19 protein-coding genes are annotated in these 17,403 nt (G+C 56.9%); 7 read left to right on the top strand and 12 right to left on the bottom strand.

Going from position 1 to position 17,403, the window contains the following annotated elements:
- Positions 1–2: 2 nt before the first annotated feature.
- The 7 genes from DSD31_RS04130 to DSD31_RS04100 form a co-directional block, all read right to left on the bottom strand.
- Positions 3–1,199, bottom strand: coding sequence for an NAD(P)/FAD-dependent oxidoreductase (locus tag DSD31_RS04130; RefSeq protein WP_032718236.1), 1,197 nt, complete (start codon positions 1,197–1,199; stop codon positions 3–5).
- Positions 1,196–2,122 (bottom strand): VOC family protein, encoded by a 927-nt coding sequence (locus DSD31_RS04125; protein WP_004867458.1) that lies wholly within the window; start codon positions 2,120–2,122, stop codon positions 1,196–1,198. Before DSD31_RS04125 ends, DSD31_RS04130 begins: the two co-directional genes overlap by 4 nt.
- Positions 2,123–2,210: 88 nt before the next feature.
- The gene (locus tag DSD31_RS04120; RefSeq protein ID WP_004867460.1) at positions 2,211–2,999 is read right to left on the bottom strand and encodes an IclR family transcriptional regulator; all 789 of its coding nucleotides are present in this window, start codon (positions 2,997–2,999) and stop codon (positions 2,211–2,213) included.
- Between the two features lie 14 nt (positions 3,000–3,013).
- Positions 3,014–3,763 carry an SDR family oxidoreductase gene (locus tag DSD31_RS04115; protein ID WP_015585758.1) on the bottom strand — a complete coding sequence of 250 codons (750 nt, stop codon included), beginning with the start codon at positions 3,761–3,763 and terminating at the stop codon, positions 3,014–3,016.
- Positions 3,763–4,785 carry an aromatic ring-hydroxylating oxygenase subunit alpha gene (locus DSD31_RS04110; RefSeq protein WP_004867464.1) on the bottom strand — a complete coding sequence of 341 codons (1,023 nt, stop codon included), beginning with the start codon at positions 4,783–4,785 and terminating at the stop codon, positions 3,763–3,765. Before DSD31_RS04110 ends, DSD31_RS04115 begins: the two co-directional genes overlap by 1 nt.
- Positions 4,786–4,795: 10 nt before the next feature.
- Entirely contained in the window at positions 4,796–5,104 is a 309-nt protein-coding gene (locus DSD31_RS04105) for a recombinase-like helix-turn-helix domain-containing protein (RefSeq protein ID WP_004867467.1), read from the bottom strand.
- On the bottom strand, positions 5,101–5,424 hold the full coding sequence (locus DSD31_RS04100) for a Rieske (2Fe-2S) protein (RefSeq protein WP_004151769.1): 324 nt from the start codon (positions 5,422–5,424) through the stop codon (positions 5,101–5,103). Before DSD31_RS04100 ends, DSD31_RS04105 begins: the two co-directional genes overlap by 4 nt.
- A 429-nt stretch (positions 5,425–5,853) precedes the next feature.
- On the opposite strand from DSD31_RS04100, the gene DSD31_RS04095 reads away from it, so the two are divergent.
- The gene (locus DSD31_RS04095; RefSeq protein ID WP_054829379.1) at positions 5,854–7,065 is read left to right on the top strand and encodes an MFS transporter; all 1,212 of its coding nucleotides are present in this window, start codon (positions 5,854–5,856) and stop codon (positions 7,063–7,065) included.
- 3 nt (positions 7,066–7,068) lie between these two features.
- Here DSD31_RS04095 and speB read toward each other — a convergent pair whose 3' ends face one another.
- From speB to DSD31_RS04075, 5 genes are all read right to left on the bottom strand, one after another.
- Positions 7,069–7,989: an agmatinase gene (gene speB / locus DSD31_RS04090; RefSeq protein ID WP_004867471.1), complete on the bottom strand. Its 921-nt coding sequence runs from the start codon at positions 7,987–7,989 to the stop codon at positions 7,069–7,071.
- Between the two features lie 245 nt (positions 7,990–8,234).
- On the bottom strand, positions 8,235–10,211 hold the full coding sequence (speA, locus tag DSD31_RS04085; protein WP_004867474.1) for a biosynthetic arginine decarboxylase: 1,977 nt from the start codon (positions 10,209–10,211) through the stop codon (positions 8,235–8,237).
- An 8-nt stretch (positions 10,212–10,219) separates the two neighbouring features.
- Positions 10,220–10,336 carry an acid stress response protein YqgB gene (yqgB, locus tag DSD31_RS04080; protein WP_015585756.1) on the bottom strand — a complete coding sequence of 39 codons (117 nt, stop codon included), beginning with the start codon at positions 10,334–10,336 and terminating at the stop codon, positions 10,220–10,222.
- Positions 10,337–10,421: 85 nt separating this feature from the next.
- Complete coding sequence (locus DSD31_RS26680) at positions 10,422–10,496, bottom strand: hypothetical protein (protein ID WP_418343590.1); 75 nt, start codon at positions 10,494–10,496, stop codon at positions 10,422–10,424.
- A 127-nt stretch (positions 10,497–10,623) separates the two neighbouring features.
- Entirely contained in the window at positions 10,624–10,899 is a 276-nt protein-coding gene (locus DSD31_RS04075; protein ID WP_015585755.1) for a hypothetical protein, read from the bottom strand.
- A 137-nt stretch (positions 10,900–11,036) separates the two neighbouring features.
- On the opposite strand from DSD31_RS04075, the gene metK reads away from it, so the two are divergent.
- From metK to gshB, 6 genes are all read left to right on the top strand, one after another.
- Complete coding sequence (gene metK, locus DSD31_RS04070; RefSeq protein ID WP_004867476.1) at positions 11,037–12,191, top strand: methionine adenosyltransferase; 1,155 nt, start codon at positions 11,037–11,039, stop codon at positions 12,189–12,191.
- 403 nt (positions 12,192–12,594) lie between these two features.
- The gene (locus DSD31_RS04065; RefSeq protein WP_004867478.1) at positions 12,595–13,989 is read left to right on the top strand and encodes a sugar porter family MFS transporter; all 1,395 of its coding nucleotides are present in this window, start codon (positions 12,595–12,597) and stop codon (positions 13,987–13,989) included.
- Positions 13,990–14,068: 79 nt separating this feature from the next.
- Positions 14,069–14,569 carry a SprT family zinc-dependent metalloprotease gene (locus tag DSD31_RS04060; protein WP_015585754.1) on the top strand — a complete coding sequence of 167 codons (501 nt, stop codon included), beginning with the start codon at positions 14,069–14,071 and terminating at the stop codon, positions 14,567–14,569.
- 94 nt (positions 14,570–14,663) lie between these two features.
- Positions 14,664–15,371 carry a deoxyribonuclease I gene (gene endA / locus DSD31_RS04055; RefSeq protein WP_004867482.1) on the top strand — a complete coding sequence of 236 codons (708 nt, stop codon included), beginning with the start codon at positions 14,664–14,666 and terminating at the stop codon, positions 15,369–15,371.
- An 86-nt stretch (positions 15,372–15,457) separates the two neighbouring features.
- Complete coding sequence (rsmE, locus tag DSD31_RS04050) at positions 15,458–16,189, top strand: 16S rRNA (uracil(1498)-N(3))-methyltransferase (RefSeq protein WP_004867484.1); 732 nt, start codon at positions 15,458–15,460, stop codon at positions 16,187–16,189.
- 20 nt (positions 16,190–16,209) lie between these two features.
- The gene (gshB, locus tag DSD31_RS04045; protein ID WP_004867487.1) at positions 16,210–17,157 is read left to right on the top strand and encodes a glutathione synthase; all 948 of its coding nucleotides are present in this window, start codon (positions 16,210–16,212) and stop codon (positions 17,155–17,157) included.
- Positions 17,158–17,403 lie beyond the last annotated feature (246 nt).

Here is a 17,403-nt window from a genome sequence, read left to right as displayed (position 1 = left end):
TCTTATCGCAATGACATCAGCGAAAAGGCCAGGTCATCGAGCGGTACGGCGGAAAGATCTCTCCCCGTAGCCATCCAGCGTTTCGCCAGCTTGACGGTGCGGGCGTCGTTAAACGCCACCAGCTGAGTCAGGCGACCGTCAGCATCGATCGAGAAAAACAGCGGCCCTTTGGGATCGCGGCGAACCACCGTCCGGGTTCCCGGCTGCGGAATGCCGAGGATCTGAATATTGTCGGCATATTGATCCGACCACAGCCACGGCGCGTCGGCGTAGCCGGCCGCCTGCGGGTTCCGCATCGCTTTCGCCGTCGCCACCGCCTGATTCTGGGCAAAGGCCCAGGACTGGATGCACAGACCATACTGGTGATGCTGCGCCACATCTCCGACCGCGAAGATCGCCGAATCGCTGGTCTGCCCCAGGGCGTTGACAACGATCCCGCGCTCGACCGCCAGTCCCGCGTCCCGCGCCAGTTCGAGATTGAGATCGACGCCGATCCCTACCACCACCGCATCAAAGATTTCCCGCTGACCATCGCAGTGAATTACCGGCAGACCGCCATCATCCTCCAGCTCCAGCGCGCCGCAGCCGCAACGAATATCGACGCCCCGATCGCGATGGATCCGTTCAAGTTCCTGCGACACTTCCGCGCTTACCGAACGCATACACAGCAGCGGTTGCTGTTCAAATAAGGTGACCGCGACGCCGCTTTTTCGCGCCGAGGCGGCAATCTCAAGACCAATCCAGCCGCCGCCGACAATCGCCAGCCGCGCGGTGGTCGCCAGCCGTTGCTTCAGGCGCTGCGCATCCTGCCAGTGGCGAAGCGTGTAAACCTGAGGCTGTTTCGCCCAGGCTTCGCCGGGCAGGCGGGCACGACCGCCGGTGGCGATCAGCAGCTGGTCATAGCCGAGCTGTTCGCCGTTGCTCAGATGAACGCTTTTGCTCTGGCGATCGATGGCCTCAGCGCGCAGCGGGCGGAACCAGCGAAGGTTTAACGCCTGCTGAACCTCTTCGCTGAACAGACGCGGCAGCGGCGCATCGGCTTCCAGCAGCGTCGCTTTTGACAGCGGCGGACGCTCGTAAAAATCCCACTCTTCTTCCGCCACCACGCAAATCTCACCGTCGTAGCCTTCGTCACGCAGGGTTTTTGCCGCCCAGCCCCCCGCCTGGCCGCCGCCGATAATGACTATCCGCGCCGTCATACCGCCTCCGGCTTTTTCTGCTGGCGGCGGGTATCGTGGTCGATCCCACCTTCCACCGCCCACTCGGTAAAGGAGACCAGCGAGTGTTCCAGCTCGCGCGGGCGCCAGTTCTCGGTCAGGAAATCATCGTTGGTGTAGTACTCAAAAGCGCCGCCGGTCGGGCTGTTGACGTACCAGAAATAGGCGGAAGAGACCGGGTGACGGCCGGGGCCAATAAAGGTGCTCCACGCGTTCTTATTCATCGCGATGCCGCCGCCAATCACTTCATGGATATCGCGGACGGTAAAGGCCACGTGGTTCAGGCCGCGCTTGCGGTTGGGGAGCTGCAATAAAAAGAGGTTGTGGTGGCCGCCGCGTACGCCGCAGCGCAGGAATACCGCACGATTGATGTAGCGATCGGAAACCTGGAAACCGAGCACGTCACGATAGAAGGCCTCGACCGCCGCCAGCTCTTCGACGAAGAACACCACGTGGCCTACGTTGATCGGCTGCGCGCCGTCATATACCGGGCTGGGCGTATCAATCCGGCGCACATCGCCCCATTGGTTAATCGGCTCAACGTTCAGCGTCACCGCGACTTGCTGAGTGACCTGTACGCGCAGCGTCATGCCGTTCGGATCCTGGCACTCCAGGGCACCATCAATCTCACGAAAAGCGGGCTGCCGGGACAGTTTGGGCCGCAGAGCATCCAGCGCCGCCCGATCCGCCACGCCCCAGGTCATACGGCGGAGGGTGTTACCCGCTTCAAAGGCCGGCGGCAGATCCGGGCTATGGATCGGGTTCAGTTCCACCCGCGCGCCGCTTAAGGTAGTAAAACGCTGGCCGCTGGCGTCGCCCGCCAGGCCAAAATCACGCATAAACCTGGCGCAATGAGTCAGGTCGTCGACGCCAAATTCCAGCTTTTCAATTCCGGTTACACTCATCGTTCGTAGCCTCTTTACCGTTCTGTCGCCCTGATTTGGGCGTAAAACATCCCCGACGCACTCAAGCGCCTGATGTTAACTTATTGATTTAACTGGCTTGTGACAGGTAGCCTAAAAAGCCAGAAATTTTGTCCGCCGCCAGGCTGACGTCGCTTTGCAGCCGTTCCCGATCGCTTTGCGGGATCTCATCCGACGGCACCAGAATACTGACCACCGCCGCTACCCGACCGCTGCGATCGTAGACCGGGTAAACAATAGAGGAGATGCCGTGGCGGTAGAAAGATTCGCCAATCACATAGCCACGCGCTTTATCCTGCTGCACCATCTGCCATAGCGCTTCGCGATCGTGAAGTTGCCCCGGCGTATTGCCCGGCAGCCGCTCATCGGGAAACAGCTGCTCAAACTCGCCGCGCGAGACATCGGTCAGCAACATGCGGCCCAGCGAGGTGCAGTGAACCGGCAGGCGGGTACCGATGCTGACCTGATTGATCCGTGAGCCGGCGGCGCTGACGCGGGCGATGTAAATAATGTCCCGACCGTCGCGGATCGCCAGATGACTGCTGCACTGACTGGTATCACGCAGCTGCTCTATCACCGGCTGGCCGACCTGCGCCACATCCAGTGAAGCAATATATTCAAAACCCAGACGCAGGACATTCATCCCCAGCGAGAAGGTATTAGTACGCGCGTTGCGCTCGAGAAACCCCATATACTCCAGCGTTTGCACCACGCGATAGGCGGTCGCTTTCGGCATATCCACCAGCCGATGCAGCTCGGCAAAGGTCAGATCGCGATGCTGCTCGCCAAATGCCAGCAGCAGCTGCAGTCCCCGCTCCAGCCCCGGCACCAGGTATTTCACTTCCTGAACGTTTGCCATACCGCCTCGCCTCTTTAGTTAAAAACAAATCCGCCGTTGACCGGGATCAGCTGTCCGGTGATAAACCGCGACAGGTCGCTTAACAGCCACACCACGCTGCCGGTCACATCTTCCGGCTGCTGGGCGCCGCTCAGCGCGCGCCCGTTTTCGTACAGCTGATGGCGCTCGGCAGGGACATATTCCGTTGCCTCCACGCGGGTTAGCCCCGGCGCGATGGCGTTAATACGTATGCGCTTCTCGCCCAGTTCGCGGGCCATCGAGCGCGTCATGGCGATCACCGCCCCTTTGCTGGCAACGTAGGCCATCAGCCGGGGGGCGCCCCACAGCGCGGTGTCGGAGGCGACGTTGACGATCCCGGCCCCTTCGCGCAGCAGCGGTACCGCCGCCCGGGTCACCAGCCAGGTGCCTTTGACGTTTACCGACATCACCCGATCCCACAGATCCGGATCGTAGTCGATCATGTCTTTACCGCCGACGCCGGTGGCCATCGCCGCGTTATTGACCAGGCCGTCGATCTTTCCTCGTTCGCCGATCGCGAGGAACGCCCCCTCGATGGATGAAGCATCGGCCAGATCGATCGCCTGTGATTCAATGCGATAACCCTGCTCGCATAGACGATGAGCGCTCTCCGCCAGTTCGCCCTGCAGGATGTCGCACATCACGACGTCAGCGCCCTGCTCCGCGCAGGCTTTGGCAAAATGAAAGCCCAGACCGCGCGCCGCGCCGGTAATCACGATACGTTTGCCGGTTAACAGCCCGTTCATCAGGCCGCTCCCTGCTGCTCTTCGCGCGCGGCCAGCTGCTCTTTCGCCGCTTTTTGCATCATCCGCCGCAGACGGGAAAGGCCGACGTCATGCTGATACAGGTATTCGTGATCGCGGGCGTTCGGCGCCAGGCTTTCGAGCACCACGCGATCTTGCTCCAGCACTTCCCAGTGCAGTTTTTCCAGACGGTTGCGATACATAAAGCGCCACAGATCGCGCTGCCAGCCCTGCACGCCGCGAATACGCCAGAAGAAGACCCGGCAGTTGTCGTTATCTTCCGGCACCACCATGCCGACGATCCAGAAGTGGCCGCCCGGCCCAAAACGCTTTTTGTACGGGATTGACAGGCGCATCCAGTAAGCGCCGCTGTTGCCCAGTTCGACCCAGTCGAAGTTGACGCCGCTCTGGCCTTTCTTCTCAAAGATAAAGCCGGTTTTCGTTGGCTGCAGCACCATGTCAGCTTTACGGTCGCCTTCCGCCATTGAGTGCGAAGAGGAGTGCAGGTAGGTGCCGTGCATCGGGTCCATCACGTTTTCCAGCGCGTACTGATAGTTGCATTTCCACGCGGCGGTGCAGAGGAAGTTGCTGTATTTGTCGCTATCGGCCAGCTCTTCCGGGAAGGTGAGCGGCTCGGGCTGCTGGTCGGGGGTGGCCGCAAACCACAGGAATATCGCGCCATGCGCTTCCTGGACGTGGTAGCTGCGCACGCACTGCTGGCCCACCAGCGGACATTTGTCGACCGCCGGAACATCTTTAACTTCGCCATTCCCGGCCACTTCCACGCCGTGATACCAGCAGGCGATACGATCGCCGAGATTCCAGCCCATCGACAGACGGGCACCGCGGTGCGGGCAGCGGTCTTCCAGCGCCTGCAGCTCTCCGTCTTTGTTACGCCACACCACAATTTGTTCGCCGAGACGGGTAATACCCACCGGAGCGGACTGCACTTCCCAGCTCGCCAGAACCGGATACCACAGGCCACGTAAACCTTTATCGAGATAGTTTTGTACCGTTGTCGTCATCGCCGTGCCCTCAGTATCCGTTTACCTGCAAAAACACCCGAAAGCTCTCTTCGCTCCAGGCATCGCCTTGCCGATCGTGCATCTTCAGGGCATTCAGCCCGTCCACCAGCTGCGTCAGGCTCTCCGCCCCCTGTTCGAAAAGCGTTTCAAGGGTCGCGATAAGTTCCAGCTCCCAGCTTTCCGCAACGCGACTGCGGGTTTGCCAGATAAGGTTGTGATAATCGCCAGGCTTATGGATGTTGCCGTTCCCGCCTTCCGCAGGCGGCGTAAACTGGCGGCTTTCCGGCAGCGCCGGGTTAAAATCCAGGGATTCACTCATGCCACGTTCTCCTCGATAAAGGTAATCTGGATCTGATTGTCGTATACCCGCACCGGATAACGATTAAGGTTGCGCCCGCCGGGGCCATGCAGACACTGGCCGGTTTTAACGTCGAATACCGCTTCGTGCAGCGGGCATTCCACTTTGCCGTCTTCGACAAATCCCTGGCTTAACAGCGCATAGGCATGTGGACACACGTCTTCCAGCGCGTAGTACTCGCCATCAATCAGATAAATACCGATTTCTTTACCGTCGATGTTGCCGCTATAAGGGAAATCTTCCTGTACTTGCTCTGCGTCACATACGCCTATCCAGCTCATCACGATCCTCCAGGCTTTTGTTTCATATATGAAACTCTGTTTCTTATTTAATACGGTCAATATAAAAGCGTTCAATCTTTCGTCAAGCGGCAATGTGAAGAATTTGTTAACCAAGCGCGGTTTAATTATCTAAGTGTGCAATTGATCACGAAAAAAAGTGGCAATATGAAATTGTGATATTTAAAGAGTGATATGGAATTAAATTAAGCGCTCGCTAAAAACCTCGTGAATAGCTATTGACTTTCTTTCTAAATAGTCATTAAAAATGATAAAAGCAGTGCGTCATCAAGTTTCACCCATGAAACACAAGTTTAAATTAATCATTTAAAACAATGAGTTTCACTGATGAACCATTTTACATGCGTGATTATCACTGCTATTTAAAAATAATAATAACGATCCATCAATGAGCGAGGAAGAAGAATAACGATGACCGCAAAATGGCAGGGAACAATCGCATTATTGCTACTTATAATTATTTCTTACATTGACCGGGTGAATATTTCGGTGATGATTCTTAACCCCGATTTTGCCAGCCACTTTCATTTAAATGAAAACAGAATGTTACAGGGAATGCTGATGACCTGTTTTCTTCTGGGTTATGGATTCTCGGCATTATTATTAACACCAGTTATAGAAAGTAAGCTGCATTATCGACAGGGATTGTTAAGCAGCGTGGTGATATGGGCGCTGATCTGCGCCATCTCGCCGCTGCTGGGCTCGCTGATGGGGATGCTGCTGGCGCGGATTATCCTCGGGATCGCGGAAGGTCCGCTGTTTTCCCTTAAAACGCGCTTTATTAGCGATAACTTCTCTGCCGAAGAGATCGGCAAGCCCAATGCCGTCACCGCCCTGGGGGTCTCTTTGGGGCTGGCGGTGGGCTTTCCGCTGGTCACTTTTTTAGTCGAGCACCAGGGGTGGATGGGATCGTTTTACAGCCTGGCGGGGCTCAACCTGGTCCTCGGCGGCGGAGCGATCTGGCGCTTCTTACCGGCGCCGGCAGCCCCGATGAACAGCGCCCGTCCCGGCTTCCGCCAGACCTTTCTGCTGGCCTGGCATACGCCGCTTCTCGGCTGGATCCTGCTGGTTGAGATTGCCACTCTCAGCTATCTGTGGGGCAGCAGCGCCTGGCTGCCGGCCTGGCTACGTGATGAGCACCACTTTTCGCTGCAGGCCACCGGTTTGCTGGCTGCGATCCCTTTCCTGCTCAGCCTCGGTTCGAAATTTCTCGGCGGCGTGCTGCTCGATAAGCTGCGCCCGGAGCAGGCGCCGCTGCTGTTTATCGTCGGCGGATTGCTGACCGCCTGTTCGGTTATAGCGCTGATGCTTAGCCAGCAGCCGGCCCTGCTGGCGCTGTTTATGCTGTCGGCCAATATCTTCTGGGGACTGCAGGGCGCGGCGATACCGGCGGTGGTGCAGCATCATGCGCCGCGCCAGGCGGTGGGCAGCGCCTACGGCATTATTAACGGCGTGGGTAACATCTGTGCGGCATTTATTCCGCTGCTGATGGGAATGGTGATGAAGTCGGCGGGATCGGTGAGTTCAGGATTTTCAGTACTGGTGGCCTCGCAGGCGATCACGCTGCTGGCCGGAGGAATGCTGCTGCTGCGCATGCGTCGCGCAGCAGCAGTGAGCGCGTAAGGTTTATTCGCCTTTTTTCGCCGCCTGGATGTAGAGCATTTCCAGCGCCAGGGTCGCCGCCGCCAGGGCGGTGATCTCGGACTGATCGTAGGCCGGCGCCACTTCCACCACGTCCATGCCGACGATGTTCAGATCCTTCAGGCCGCGCACCAGCTTGATCGCGCGATCGGAGGTCAGTCCGCCGATCACCGGCGTACCGGTTCCCGGTGCAAACGCCGGATCCAGCGCATCGATATCGAAGGTCAGATACACCGGCATATCGCCGACGATCTGTTTCACCTGAGCGATGATGTCATCCACGGAACGATCGTTCACCTGGCAGGCATCCAGTACGGTAAACCCGTTGTCTTTGTCGAACTCCGTACGAATACCGATCTGCACAGAGTGATTCGGATCGATCAGACCTTCTTTCGGCGCAGTGAAGAACATGGTGCCGTGGTCAAATTCGCAGCCGTTGGCGTAGGTATCGGTATGGGCATCAAAGTGCACCAGCGCCATTTTGCCAAAGTGCTTCGCATGAGCGCGCAGCAGCGGCAGAGTGACGAAGTGGTCGCCGCCGAAGGAGAGCATACGCTTCCCGGCCGCCAGCAGTCTTTCCGCATGCGCCTGCAGTTTTTCGCTCATTTCGCGCGCGTCGCCAAAGGCGTAAACCAGGTCGCCGCAGTCGACAACGTTCAGGCGCTCGCGCATATCGAAGTTCCACGGGAAGCGGTTGCCTTCCCAGGCCAGGTTGGTGGAAACCTGACGAATCGCCGCCGGGCCGTGACGCCCGCCCGCGCGACCGGAGGTTGCCGCATCAAAAGGAACGCCGGTGATCACCCAGTCGGCGTCGCTGTCATACGGCTGGAAGTTCAGCGGCAGACGCAAAAAACCAAACGCGTTAGAGACCAGGGAATTATCGTATTGATGACCTAAAGTGCTCATGGGTGTGACCTCTTTTTACAGGCGATATAGTTAAAAATGCACATAAAAAAACCCCTCCGCGTCGTTAGGCCCGACGAGGAAGGGTTTGAATAGGGTGACTGCTTGTTGGGCGAATTATCGCCGTTAATACGTACGGGTTCAAGAGAGTATAGCAAATACCGCCCCGTAGCTTGTTGCCGCCGGCTTGGTCTTATCCGCCCAGCGTCCGTAGGCCCGGTAAGCACAGCGCCACCGGGCAACAACGGTTACTCGTCTTCCAGATAAGTGTATCCGTACAGCCCCGCTTCGAACTCTTCGAGGAACTGCTGCTGCAGCGCTTCGTCGAGGCCGGAGTTTTTCACCTGATCGCGGAACTGGGTCAGCAGCGTGTTCGGATCGAGCTGCACATATTGCAGCATATCCGCCACGGTATCCCCTTCGTCGGAGAGCTCAACCTCAACGCTGCCGTCAGGGAAGACGAAGACGTCCACCGCTTCAGTATCGCCGAACAGGTTGTGCATGTTCCCGAGGATCTCCTGATAGGCGCCAACCATAAAGAAGCCCAGCATCGGCGGGTTTTCAGGATCGTATTCCGGCATCGGCATGGTGGTGGCAATCCCGTCGCCATCCACGTAGTGGTCAATCGCGCCATCGGAGTCGCAGGTAATATCCAGCAGCACCGCGCGGCGTTCAGGTACCATGTTCAGCCCTTCCAGCGGCATCACCGGGAACAGCTGATCGATACCCCACGCGTCCGGCATCGACTGGAACAGCGAGAAGTTGACGTAAATCTTATCCGCCATCCGCTCCTGCAGTTCGTCGATAATCGGACGATGCGCGCGGTTGCTCGGGTCGAGCTGCTTCTGGACTTCATGGCACATGTTCAGATACAGCTGTTCTGCCCAGGCGCGCTCCTGAAGATTGAAGGTACCGGACGAGTAGCCGATATGAATATCGTGGAGATCCATCTGGCTGTCGTGCAGCCATTCGCGCAGCGAGCGGCGATTACCGGTCTCGTGCATCTCCTGCCAGGTTTCCCACATGCTCTGCAGCGGACGCGCTGCGTCTTGCGCAGGCGGGGTCGCTTCGGTGTATTCGTTGCGCTCAACGCCGATGATGTTGGAGACCAGCACGGTGTGGTGTGCGGTAACCGCGCGCCCGGATTCGGTAATCACCGTCGGGTGCGGCAGGCCGTTCTCTTCACAGGCATCGCCAATCGCCCAGATAATGTTGTTGGCGTACTCATTCAGGCCGTAGTTCACCGAACAGTCGGACTGTGAACGGGTACCTTCATAGTCCACGCCCAGACCGCCGCCAACATCGAAGCACTGAATATTAACGCCGAGCTTATGCAGCTCAACATAGAAGCGTGACGATTCACGCACGCCGGTGGCGATATCGCGAATGTTGGCCATCTGCGAGCCGAGGTGGAAGTGCAGCAGCTGCAGGCTTTCCAGATGCCCTGCCGCGCGCAGAATCTCAACCAGCTGCAGAACCTGTGTTGCCGCCAGGCCGAACTTCGATTTTTCACCGCCGGAGGACTGCCATTTACCGGAGCCCTGCGAGGCCAGACGCGCACGCACGCCAAGGCGCGGAACGACATTCAGGCGCTCGGCTTCTTCCAGCACGATGGCGATTTCCGACATCTTTTCGATGACCAGATAGACCTTGTGGCCCATCTTTTCGCCGACCAGCGCCAGACGGATATACTCGCGGTCTTTGTAGCCGTTACAGACGATCACGCTGCGGGTCATACCGGCGTGCGCCAGTACCGCCATCAGCTCCGCCTTGGAGCCAGCTTCCAGACCCAGCGGTTCACCGGAATGGATCAACGACTCAATCACGCGGCGATGCTGGTTAACCTTGATCGGGTAAACCAGGAAGTAGTCGCCGTTATAGCCGTAGGACTCACGCGCGCGTTTAAACGCGGCGTTAATCGAACGCAGTCGGTGTTGCAGGATCTGCGGGAAGCAGAACAGTGCCGGCAGGCGCTGCCCCTGCGCTTCGCGTGCTTTCACTAATTCTGCAAGGTCAACGCGCGCTTCCGGGACGTCAGGATCCGGGCAAACGCTGATATGGCCCAGTTCGTTAACGTCGTAGTAGTTATTACCCCACCAGGCAATATTGTAAGTACGTAGCATTTTGCTGGCTTCCTGGGAGCTCATCGCAACCTCCTGCATGGAACGTAGTACGCCGTGTTCGCCTGCTGACGAAGGCGAAACTGAAGAAATGTCGTCAGACATAGCGAACCTCAAATTGTAATATTGACTACTATCGCAGTCCGAAGACGCGATAACAACCCATGAACAGTCCTAAACCCCAGCAGATAGTGCTGGCTTTGCGACTGCGCGACCGGTTTCTTATTCATATCATAGTAAAACACATACCCGAACGTAGTATGACAGTCCGGAGAAACCACGAGAAAACCCTTGCGACAGCAAGAGCGCCCTTGTTCAGTTTTCAGATAGCCTGCCGGCCCTGGAATCCTGAGAAGCGCCGAGACGGGTAGAACATCGGCTGATTTGCATGAAAGAGATGCAGATTGCGGGATAGCGACGCGCGACGGAACGACGCGACGAGTCGGATGAAAAACGTGGGTTCATTATCTGATATCACCTCCACACTGCCCCGATACGGGCCAGCGATAAGCCAAAGCTAGACATACCACAGCAGGTGCCAAAACACCGCGGCGGATTTCTGTAAAAACAGACTGCTTAACCCGGCTGGAAGTGGCGTCACGAGATGTGCTTCGTGCGCTTTTTTAATGAGCCGCGCGCGGCGTTTTATACCGATAAGCCGGCTAAAATGCAAAATAAAAATGGGCGAGTTGCCGCGAATGGCAGGAAAAATTGCCACCCTCTTTTTTTCATCAATGCGACCTGCATCAAAAAAGGCTGGAAATGGGATTAAGATTTGACCTAAAATAGCCATCCAGAAGTTAATCCGTCTATACTGATTAACACTCAGACTGCTCGTGTCACTACCTGCAAGTTTTGGTAGAATCATCTACCACAGCTAATCCACACAACAGTATGAGCTACACGAATACTCCACAGGTAAAATAAAACATGGCAAAACACCTCTTTACGTCCGAGTCCGTATCAGAAGGGCATCCAGACAAAATTGCTGACCAAATCTCCGACGCCGTGCTGGATGCGATCCTTGAACAGGATCCGAAAGCGCGTGTCGCGTGTGAAACTTATGTCAAAACTGGCATGGTGCTGGTCGGCGGTGAAATCACCACCAGCGCATGGGTTGATATCGAAGAGATTACCCGTAACACGGTTCGTGAAATTGGCTACGTGCATTCCGATATGGGCTTTGATGCCAACTCCTGTGCCGTACTGAGCGCCATCGGCAAACAGTCCCCGGATATCAATCAGGGCGTTGACCGCGCCGATCCGCTGGAACAAGGGGCGGGCGACCAGGGCCTGATGTTTGGCTATGCTACCAACGAAACCGACGTTCTGATGCCGGCGCCGATCACCTATGCTCACCGTCTGGTGCAGCGTCAGGCTGAAGTGCGCAAAAACGGCACGCTGCCGTGGCTGCGTCCGGATGCGAAAAGCCAGGTGACCTTCCAGTATGACGACGGCAAAATCGTCGGTATCGATGCCGTGGTTCTGTCCACTCAGCACGCGGAAGACATCGATCAGAAATCCCTGCAGGAAGCAGTGATGGAAGAGATCATCAAGCCGGTTCTGCCGACTGAATGGCTGAACAGCGCGACCAAATTCTTCATCAACCCGACCGGTCGTTTTGTTATCGGCGGCCCGATGGGCGACTGCGGTCTGACCGGCCGTAAAATCATCGTGGATACCTACGGCGGCATGGCTCGCCACGGCGGCGGCGCGTTCTCCGGTAAAGATCCGTCTAAAGTTGACCGTTCTGCGGCCTATGCCGCACGCTATGTCGCGAAAAACATCGTGGCGGCTGGCCTGGCTGACCGTTGTGAGATTCAGGTCTCCTACGCTATCGGCGTGGCAGAACCGACCTCTATTATGGTGGAAACCTTCGGTACCGAAAAAGTGCCGTCCGAGCAGCTGACTCTGCTGGTGCGTGAATTCTTCGACCTGCGTCCGTACGGCCTGATTCAGATGCTGGATCTGCTGCACCCGATCTACAAAGAGACGGCGGCATACGGTCACTTTGGTCGTGAACATTTCCCGTGGGAAAAAACCGACAAAGCCGCTCTGCTGCGTGAAGCTGCCGGCCTGAAATAAGCGCGCGCTTTACCGTTTCAAAGGCCAGCTTCGCGCTGGCCTTTTTGTTTTCCCCCCTTCGACACTTCTCCCCTGACGCCCCCGCACTGCCGCATTGCCGCCGAGCCTTTTCAACAATTAATGAAAGCGATTACATTAGAGCCATAGCCACAAATCATGCATGATGATGCGTTAGTGAAACAGTTTTTCACCATGTTGCATTATGTTTCAGGCTTATCTGATTATCGCTTTCCTCAGGTAAATTTATAATCATTTATCTATTTGAAATTAATGAATTTTAATAGATTACGTTTCTTTACCTTGGTGTAACCGATTACACAGCCGTGACTGATATCACGTTTTTTTGCGATAGACTCCCCTACCCTAAGCATCGACAGAATCAATAACTCAACTGGAGGGCGTTATGCCTGACAACAAAAAACAAGGGCGCTCGAACAAAACGATGACGTTCTTTGTCTGTTTCCTCGCCGCGCTGGCAGGCCTGCTTTTCGGCCTTGATATCGGTGTTATTGCGGGTGCCTTACCCTTTATTGCCAACGAGTTCCAGATTAGCGCTCACACTCAGGAGTGGGTGGTAAGCTCCATGATGTTCGGCGCTGCGGTCGGCGCCGTCGGCAGCGGCTGGCTCTCCTTCCGTCTCGGGCGGAAAAAGAGCCTGATGATCGGCGCGATCCTGTTCGTCGCCGGTTCGCTGTTCTCCGCTGCCGCCCCGAACGTTGAAGTGCTGCTCGTCTCCCGCGTGCTGCTCGGCCTGGCCGTTGGCGTCGCCTCGTACACTGCCCCGCTGTACCTGTCGGAAATTGCGCCAGAAAAAATCCGCGGCAGTATGATCTCCATGTACCAGCTGATGATCACCATCGGGATCCTCGGCGCCTATCTGTCGGACACCGCCTTCAGCTACAGCGGCGCATGGCGCTGGATGCTGGGCGTGATTATCATCCCGGCGATTCTGCTGTTGATTGGCGTTATCTTTCTGCCGGACAGCCCGCGCTGGTTTGCAGCCAAACGCCGCTTTGTTGATGCGGAACGCGTGCTGATGCGCCTGCGTGATACCAGCGCCGAAGCCAAACGCGAGCTGGATGAAATCCGTGAAAGCCTGAAGATCAAGCAGTCTGGCTGGGAACTGTTTAAAGAGAACAGCAACTTCCGCCGTGCCGTATTCCTCGGCATCCTGCTGCAGGTGATGCAACAGTTCACCGGGATGAACGTCATCATGTATTACGCGCCGAAGATTTTTGAACTGGCGGGTTATACCAACACCACCGAACAGATGTGGGGGACCGTCATCGTCGGTCTGACCAACGTGCTGGCGACCTTCATCGCTATCGGCCTGGTTGACCGTTGGGGCCGTAAACCGACGCTAATCCTCGGCTTTATCGTCATGGCCGCCGGTATGGGCGTGCTGGGCGCCATGATGCACATGGGTATTCACTCAGCCGCCGCCCAGTACTTCGCTGTGCTGATGCTGCTGATGTTTATCGTTGGCTTCGCCATGAGCGCCGGCCCGCTGATCTGGGTCCTGTGCTCCGAAATTCAGCCGCTCAAAGGCCGCGATTTCGGCATCACCTGCTCTACGGCAACCAACTGGATTGCCAATATGATCGTCGGCGCCACCTTCCTGACCATGCTTAACTCGCTGGGCAGCGCGAACACCTTCTGGGTCTACGGCGGTCTGAACGTCCTGTTCATTCTGCTGACGCTGTGGCTTATCCCGGAAACCAAAAACGTTTCTCTGGAACACATCGAACGTAACCTGATGAAAGGCCGCCCGCTGCGCGAAATCGGCGCTCGCGACTGACCGTTAACGCTTCCTCCCCCGGCGGGAGGAAGCGTCTGCCTCTTGCTCTCCCCTTCACGGCGCACTATCCTCTGGCGCTATGAAAACGCCCCGAATTCCCATCGCCATTCAGCAGGCCGTTATGCGCAGCCTGCGGGAAAAGCTCGCCCAGGCAAACCTCAAGCTTGGCCGTCAGTACCCGGAACCAAGTCTGGTCTATCAGCAGCGCGGCACCTCTGCCGGTACCGCCTGGCTGGAAAAAAACGAAATTCGCCTCAACCCGGTACTGCTGCTGGAAAACCAGCAGGCCTTTATCGATGAGGTCGTCCCGCATGAACTGGCGCATCTGCTGGTCTGGAAACACTTCGGCCGCGTGGCGCCGCACGGCAAAGAGTGGAAATGGATGATGGAAAGCGTGCTCGGTGTCGCCGCCCGCCGCACCCATCGTTTTGAACTCGACTCCGTTCGCCAGAACACCTTCCCCTACCGCTGCCAGTGCCAGCAACATCAGCTTACCGTCCGTCGCCACAACCGCGTGGTTCGGGGAGAAGCCACCTACCGCTGCATTCGCTGCGGCGATCTGCTGGTCGCTGAAGAGTAAATATCGGCTACAACTGGAAATTTTCTGATCTGACTGATTGCATCTGACAATCGCATTCGCTACGTTGCGGGCTCGTTTTGACACGGAGTTCACGATGTCCCGTATTTATGTTTTTGCCGCGGCGTTTCTGACTGCCGCCTGTAGCGGCCAGGTCGCGGCCGAAGGAATCAACAGTTTCTCCCAGGCGAAAGCCGCCGGGGTTAAGGTCAATGCCGATGTCCCCGGCGATTTCTACTGCGGCTGTAAAATTGACTGGCAGGGGAAAAAAGGGGTTATCGATCTGGAGTCCTGCGGTTATAAAGTGCGTAAAAATGAAAACCGCGCCAGTCGGGTCGAGTGGGAGCACGTCGTTCCTGCCTGGCAGTTTGGCCACCAGCGCCAGTGCTGGCAGGACGGCGGGCGGAAAAACTGCGCCAAAGATCCGGTCTATCGCAAGATGGAAAGCGATATGCACAACCTGCAGCCGGCCGTGGGCGAAGTTAACGGCGACCGCGCCAACTTTATGTATAGCCAGTGGAACGGCGGCGAAGGCCAGTACGGCCAATGCGCCATGAAGGTCGATTTTAAGGATAAGGTTGCCGAGCCGCCCGCCCGCGCCCGCGGTTCTATCGCCCGTACCTACTTCTATATGCGCGATACTTATCAGCTGACCCTCTCTCGCCAGCAAACCCAGCTTTTTACTGCCTGGGATAAGATGTATCCGGTCACCTCCTGGGAGTGCGAACGCGACGAGCGCATCGCTAAAGTACAGGGCAACCACAATCCGTACGTCCAGCAAGCTTGCCAGGCGCAAAAGAGCTAACCTACACTAGCGGCAATTGTTAATTTGCAGGCGCCGCTTCCCCGCCAGGGAAAAACGGCACCTGCGCGAAGAACGGAATACCCAGCATGCGCATCCCTCGCATCCACCACCCGGAACCTGTTACCGTGGGCAGTCAAATCGCCCTCTCTGACGATGCCGCCAATCACGTTGGCCGCGTATTACGTATGGGCAAAGGCCAGGCAATCCAGCTTTTTGACGGCAGTAATCAGGTTTTCGAGGCGGTGATCGCCGAAGCCGGAAAGAAAAACGTGTTAGTTGACGTGATTGGCAGCGAAACAGACGATCGCGAATCCCCTCTGCATATTCACCTGGGCCAGGTGATGTCGCGCGGCGAAAAGATGGAATTCACCATCCAGAAATCGATTGAACTTGGTGTAAGCCTCATAACGCCACTGTTTTCCGAGCGCTGCGGCGTTAAACTGGATGCCGAACGTTTGCAGAAAAAGATCCAGCAGTGGCAAAAAATCGCCATCGCTGCCTGCGAGCAGAGCGGCCGCAACGTGGTGCCGGAGATTCGCCCGGCGATGCAGCTGGAGGCCTGGTGCGCTGAGCAGGATAATGGCCTGAAGCTCAATCTGCACCCGCGCGCCAGCGCCAGTATCAACACGCTGCCGTTGCCGGTTGAACGCGTTCGTTTGCTGATTGGCCCGGAAGGCGGCCTGTCAGCGGAAGAGATAGCGATGACCGCTCGCTACCAGTTTACTGATATTCTGTTGGGACCGCGCGTTCTGCGTACAGAGACAACTGCGCTCACTGCCATTACCGCGCTGCAGGTGCGTTTTGGCGACTTAGGTTGAAGCGTTAACGGAGAATAACAATGATCAAGCTCGGCATCGTGATGGACCCCATCGCAACCATCAACATCAAGAAAGACACCAGCTTCGCTATGTTGCTGGAAGCGCAGCGTCGCGGCTATGAACTCCATTATATGGAGATGAACGACCTGTACTTAATCAACGGGGAAGCCCGCGCCCGCACGCGCAAGCTCAGCGTGGAGCAGAATTACGATAAGTGGTATGAGTTTACCGCTGAGCAGGATCTGCCGCTGGCGGATCTCGACGTCATTCTGATGCGTAAAGATCCGCCGTTCGATACCGAGTTTATTTACGCGACCTATATTCTTGAACGTGCTGAAGATAAAGGCACGCTGATCGTCAATAAGCCGCAGAGCCTGCGCGACTGTAACGAGAAGCTGTTTACCGCCTGGTTTGCCGACCTGACTCCGGAAACGCTGGTGACCCGCAATAAGGCCCAGCTGAAAGCCTTCTGGGAAAAACACGGCGACATTATTCTGAAACCGCTGGACGGCATGGGCGGTACCTCTATTTTTCGCGTGAAAGAGGGCGATCCGAACCTGCCGGTAATTGCGGAAACCCTGACCGAGCTGGGCAGCCGTTACTGCATGGCGCAGAACTACCTGCCGGCCATTAAAGATGGCGATAAGCGCGTGCTGGTTGTCGACGGTGAGCCGGTGCCTTATTGCCTGGCGCGTATCCCACAGGGTGGCGAAACCCGCGGTAATCTTGCTGCCGGTGGCCGCGGCGAAGCCCGTCCGCTGAGCGATAGCGACTGGGCCATTGCGCGCCGCGTCGGGCCAACGCTGAAAGCCAAAGGGCTGATCTTTGTCGGTCTGGATATCATCGGCGATCGTCTGACGGAAATTAACGTCACCAGCCCAACTTGCGTGCGTGAAATTGAAGCCGCGTTCCCGATCTCCATCACCGGTATGCTGATGGATGCTATCGAGAAGCGCCTCGGAAAATAGGATCTCTCAGGCTAACAGCCCCGTATTGTTAGTCTGCAAGATCTACTGATGCAACGAAATATTTCGGGCTACAGGCAGGCGATGACGCAGCGAGTGCCCGGGAGCATAGTCCACTCTGTGACCGGGTTGAGCGAGGAAATCAACGCCCCTGTCACCTGAAAGATACGCCGCGAGATTCAACGAAAGGTTTCGGGCTACAGGCAGGCGATGACGCAGCGAGTGCCCGGGAGCATAGTCCACTCTGTG

Origin of the sequence: Klebsiella sp. X13 (assembly GCF_003323835.1) — a bacterium.
In the GTDB taxonomy this organism is placed as follows: Bacteria; Pseudomonadota; Gammaproteobacteria; order Enterobacterales; family Enterobacteriaceae; genus Klebsiella; species Klebsiella ornithinolytica.
The sequence above is the reverse complement of the archived record's forward strand: the minus strand, read 5'-3'. Positions and strand labels throughout refer to the sequence as shown.

Excerpts from the sequence above, each read along its gene's own strand:
- DSD31_RS04130 (WP_032718236.1), bottom strand. The coding sequence starts at position 1,199 with ATGACGGCGCGGATAGTCATTATCGGCGGCGGCCAGGCGGGGGGCTGG.
- DSD31_RS04125 (WP_004867458.1), bottom strand. The coding sequence starts at position 2,122 with ATGAGTGTAACCGGAATTGAAAAGCTGGAATTTGGCGTCGACGACCTG.
- DSD31_RS04120 (WP_004867460.1), bottom strand. The coding sequence starts at position 2,999 with ATGGCAAACGTTCAGGAAGTGAAATACCTGGTGCCGGGGCTGGAGCGG.
- DSD31_RS04115 (WP_015585758.1), bottom strand. The coding sequence starts at position 3,763 with ATGAACGGGCTGTTAACCGGCAAACGTATCGTGATTACCGGCGCGGCG.
- DSD31_RS04110 (WP_004867464.1), bottom strand. The coding sequence starts at position 4,785 with ATGACGACAACGGTACAAAACTATCTCGATAAAGGTTTACGTGGCCTG.
- DSD31_RS04105 (WP_004867467.1), bottom strand. The coding sequence starts at position 5,104 with ATGAGTGAATCCCTGGATTTTAACCCGGCGCTGCCGGAAAGCCGCCAG.
- DSD31_RS04100 (WP_004151769.1), bottom strand. The coding sequence starts at position 5,424 with ATGAGCTGGATAGGCGTATGTGACGCAGAGCAAGTACAGGAAGATTTC.
- DSD31_RS04095 (WP_054829379.1), top strand. The coding sequence starts at position 5,854 with ATGACCGCAAAATGGCAGGGAACAATCGCATTATTGCTACTTATAATT.
- speB (WP_004867471.1), bottom strand. The coding sequence starts at position 7,989 with ATGAGCACTTTAGGTCATCAATACGATAATTCCCTGGTCTCTAACGCG.
- speA (WP_004867474.1), bottom strand. The coding sequence starts at position 10,211 with ATGTCTGACGACATTTCTTCAGTTTCGCCTTCGTCAGCAGGCGAACAC.
- yqgB (WP_015585756.1), bottom strand. The coding sequence starts at position 10,336 with ATGAATAAGAAACCGGTCGCGCAGTCGCAAAGCCAGCACTATCTGCTG.
- DSD31_RS04075 (WP_015585755.1), bottom strand. The coding sequence starts at position 10,899 with ATGGCTATTTTAGGTCAAATCTTAATCCCATTTCCAGCCTTTTTTGAT.
- metK (WP_004867476.1), top strand. The coding sequence starts at position 11,037 with ATGGCAAAACACCTCTTTACGTCCGAGTCCGTATCAGAAGGGCATCCA.
- DSD31_RS04065 (WP_004867478.1), top strand. The coding sequence starts at position 12,595 with ATGCCTGACAACAAAAAACAAGGGCGCTCGAACAAAACGATGACGTTC.
- DSD31_RS04060 (WP_015585754.1), top strand. The coding sequence starts at position 14,069 with ATGAAAACGCCCCGAATTCCCATCGCCATTCAGCAGGCCGTTATGCGC.
- endA (WP_004867482.1), top strand. The coding sequence starts at position 14,664 with ATGTCCCGTATTTATGTTTTTGCCGCGGCGTTTCTGACTGCCGCCTGT.
- rsmE (WP_004867484.1), top strand. The coding sequence starts at position 15,458 with ATGCGCATCCCTCGCATCCACCACCCGGAACCTGTTACCGTGGGCAGT.
- gshB (WP_004867487.1), top strand. The coding sequence starts at position 16,210 with ATGATCAAGCTCGGCATCGTGATGGACCCCATCGCAACCATCAACATC.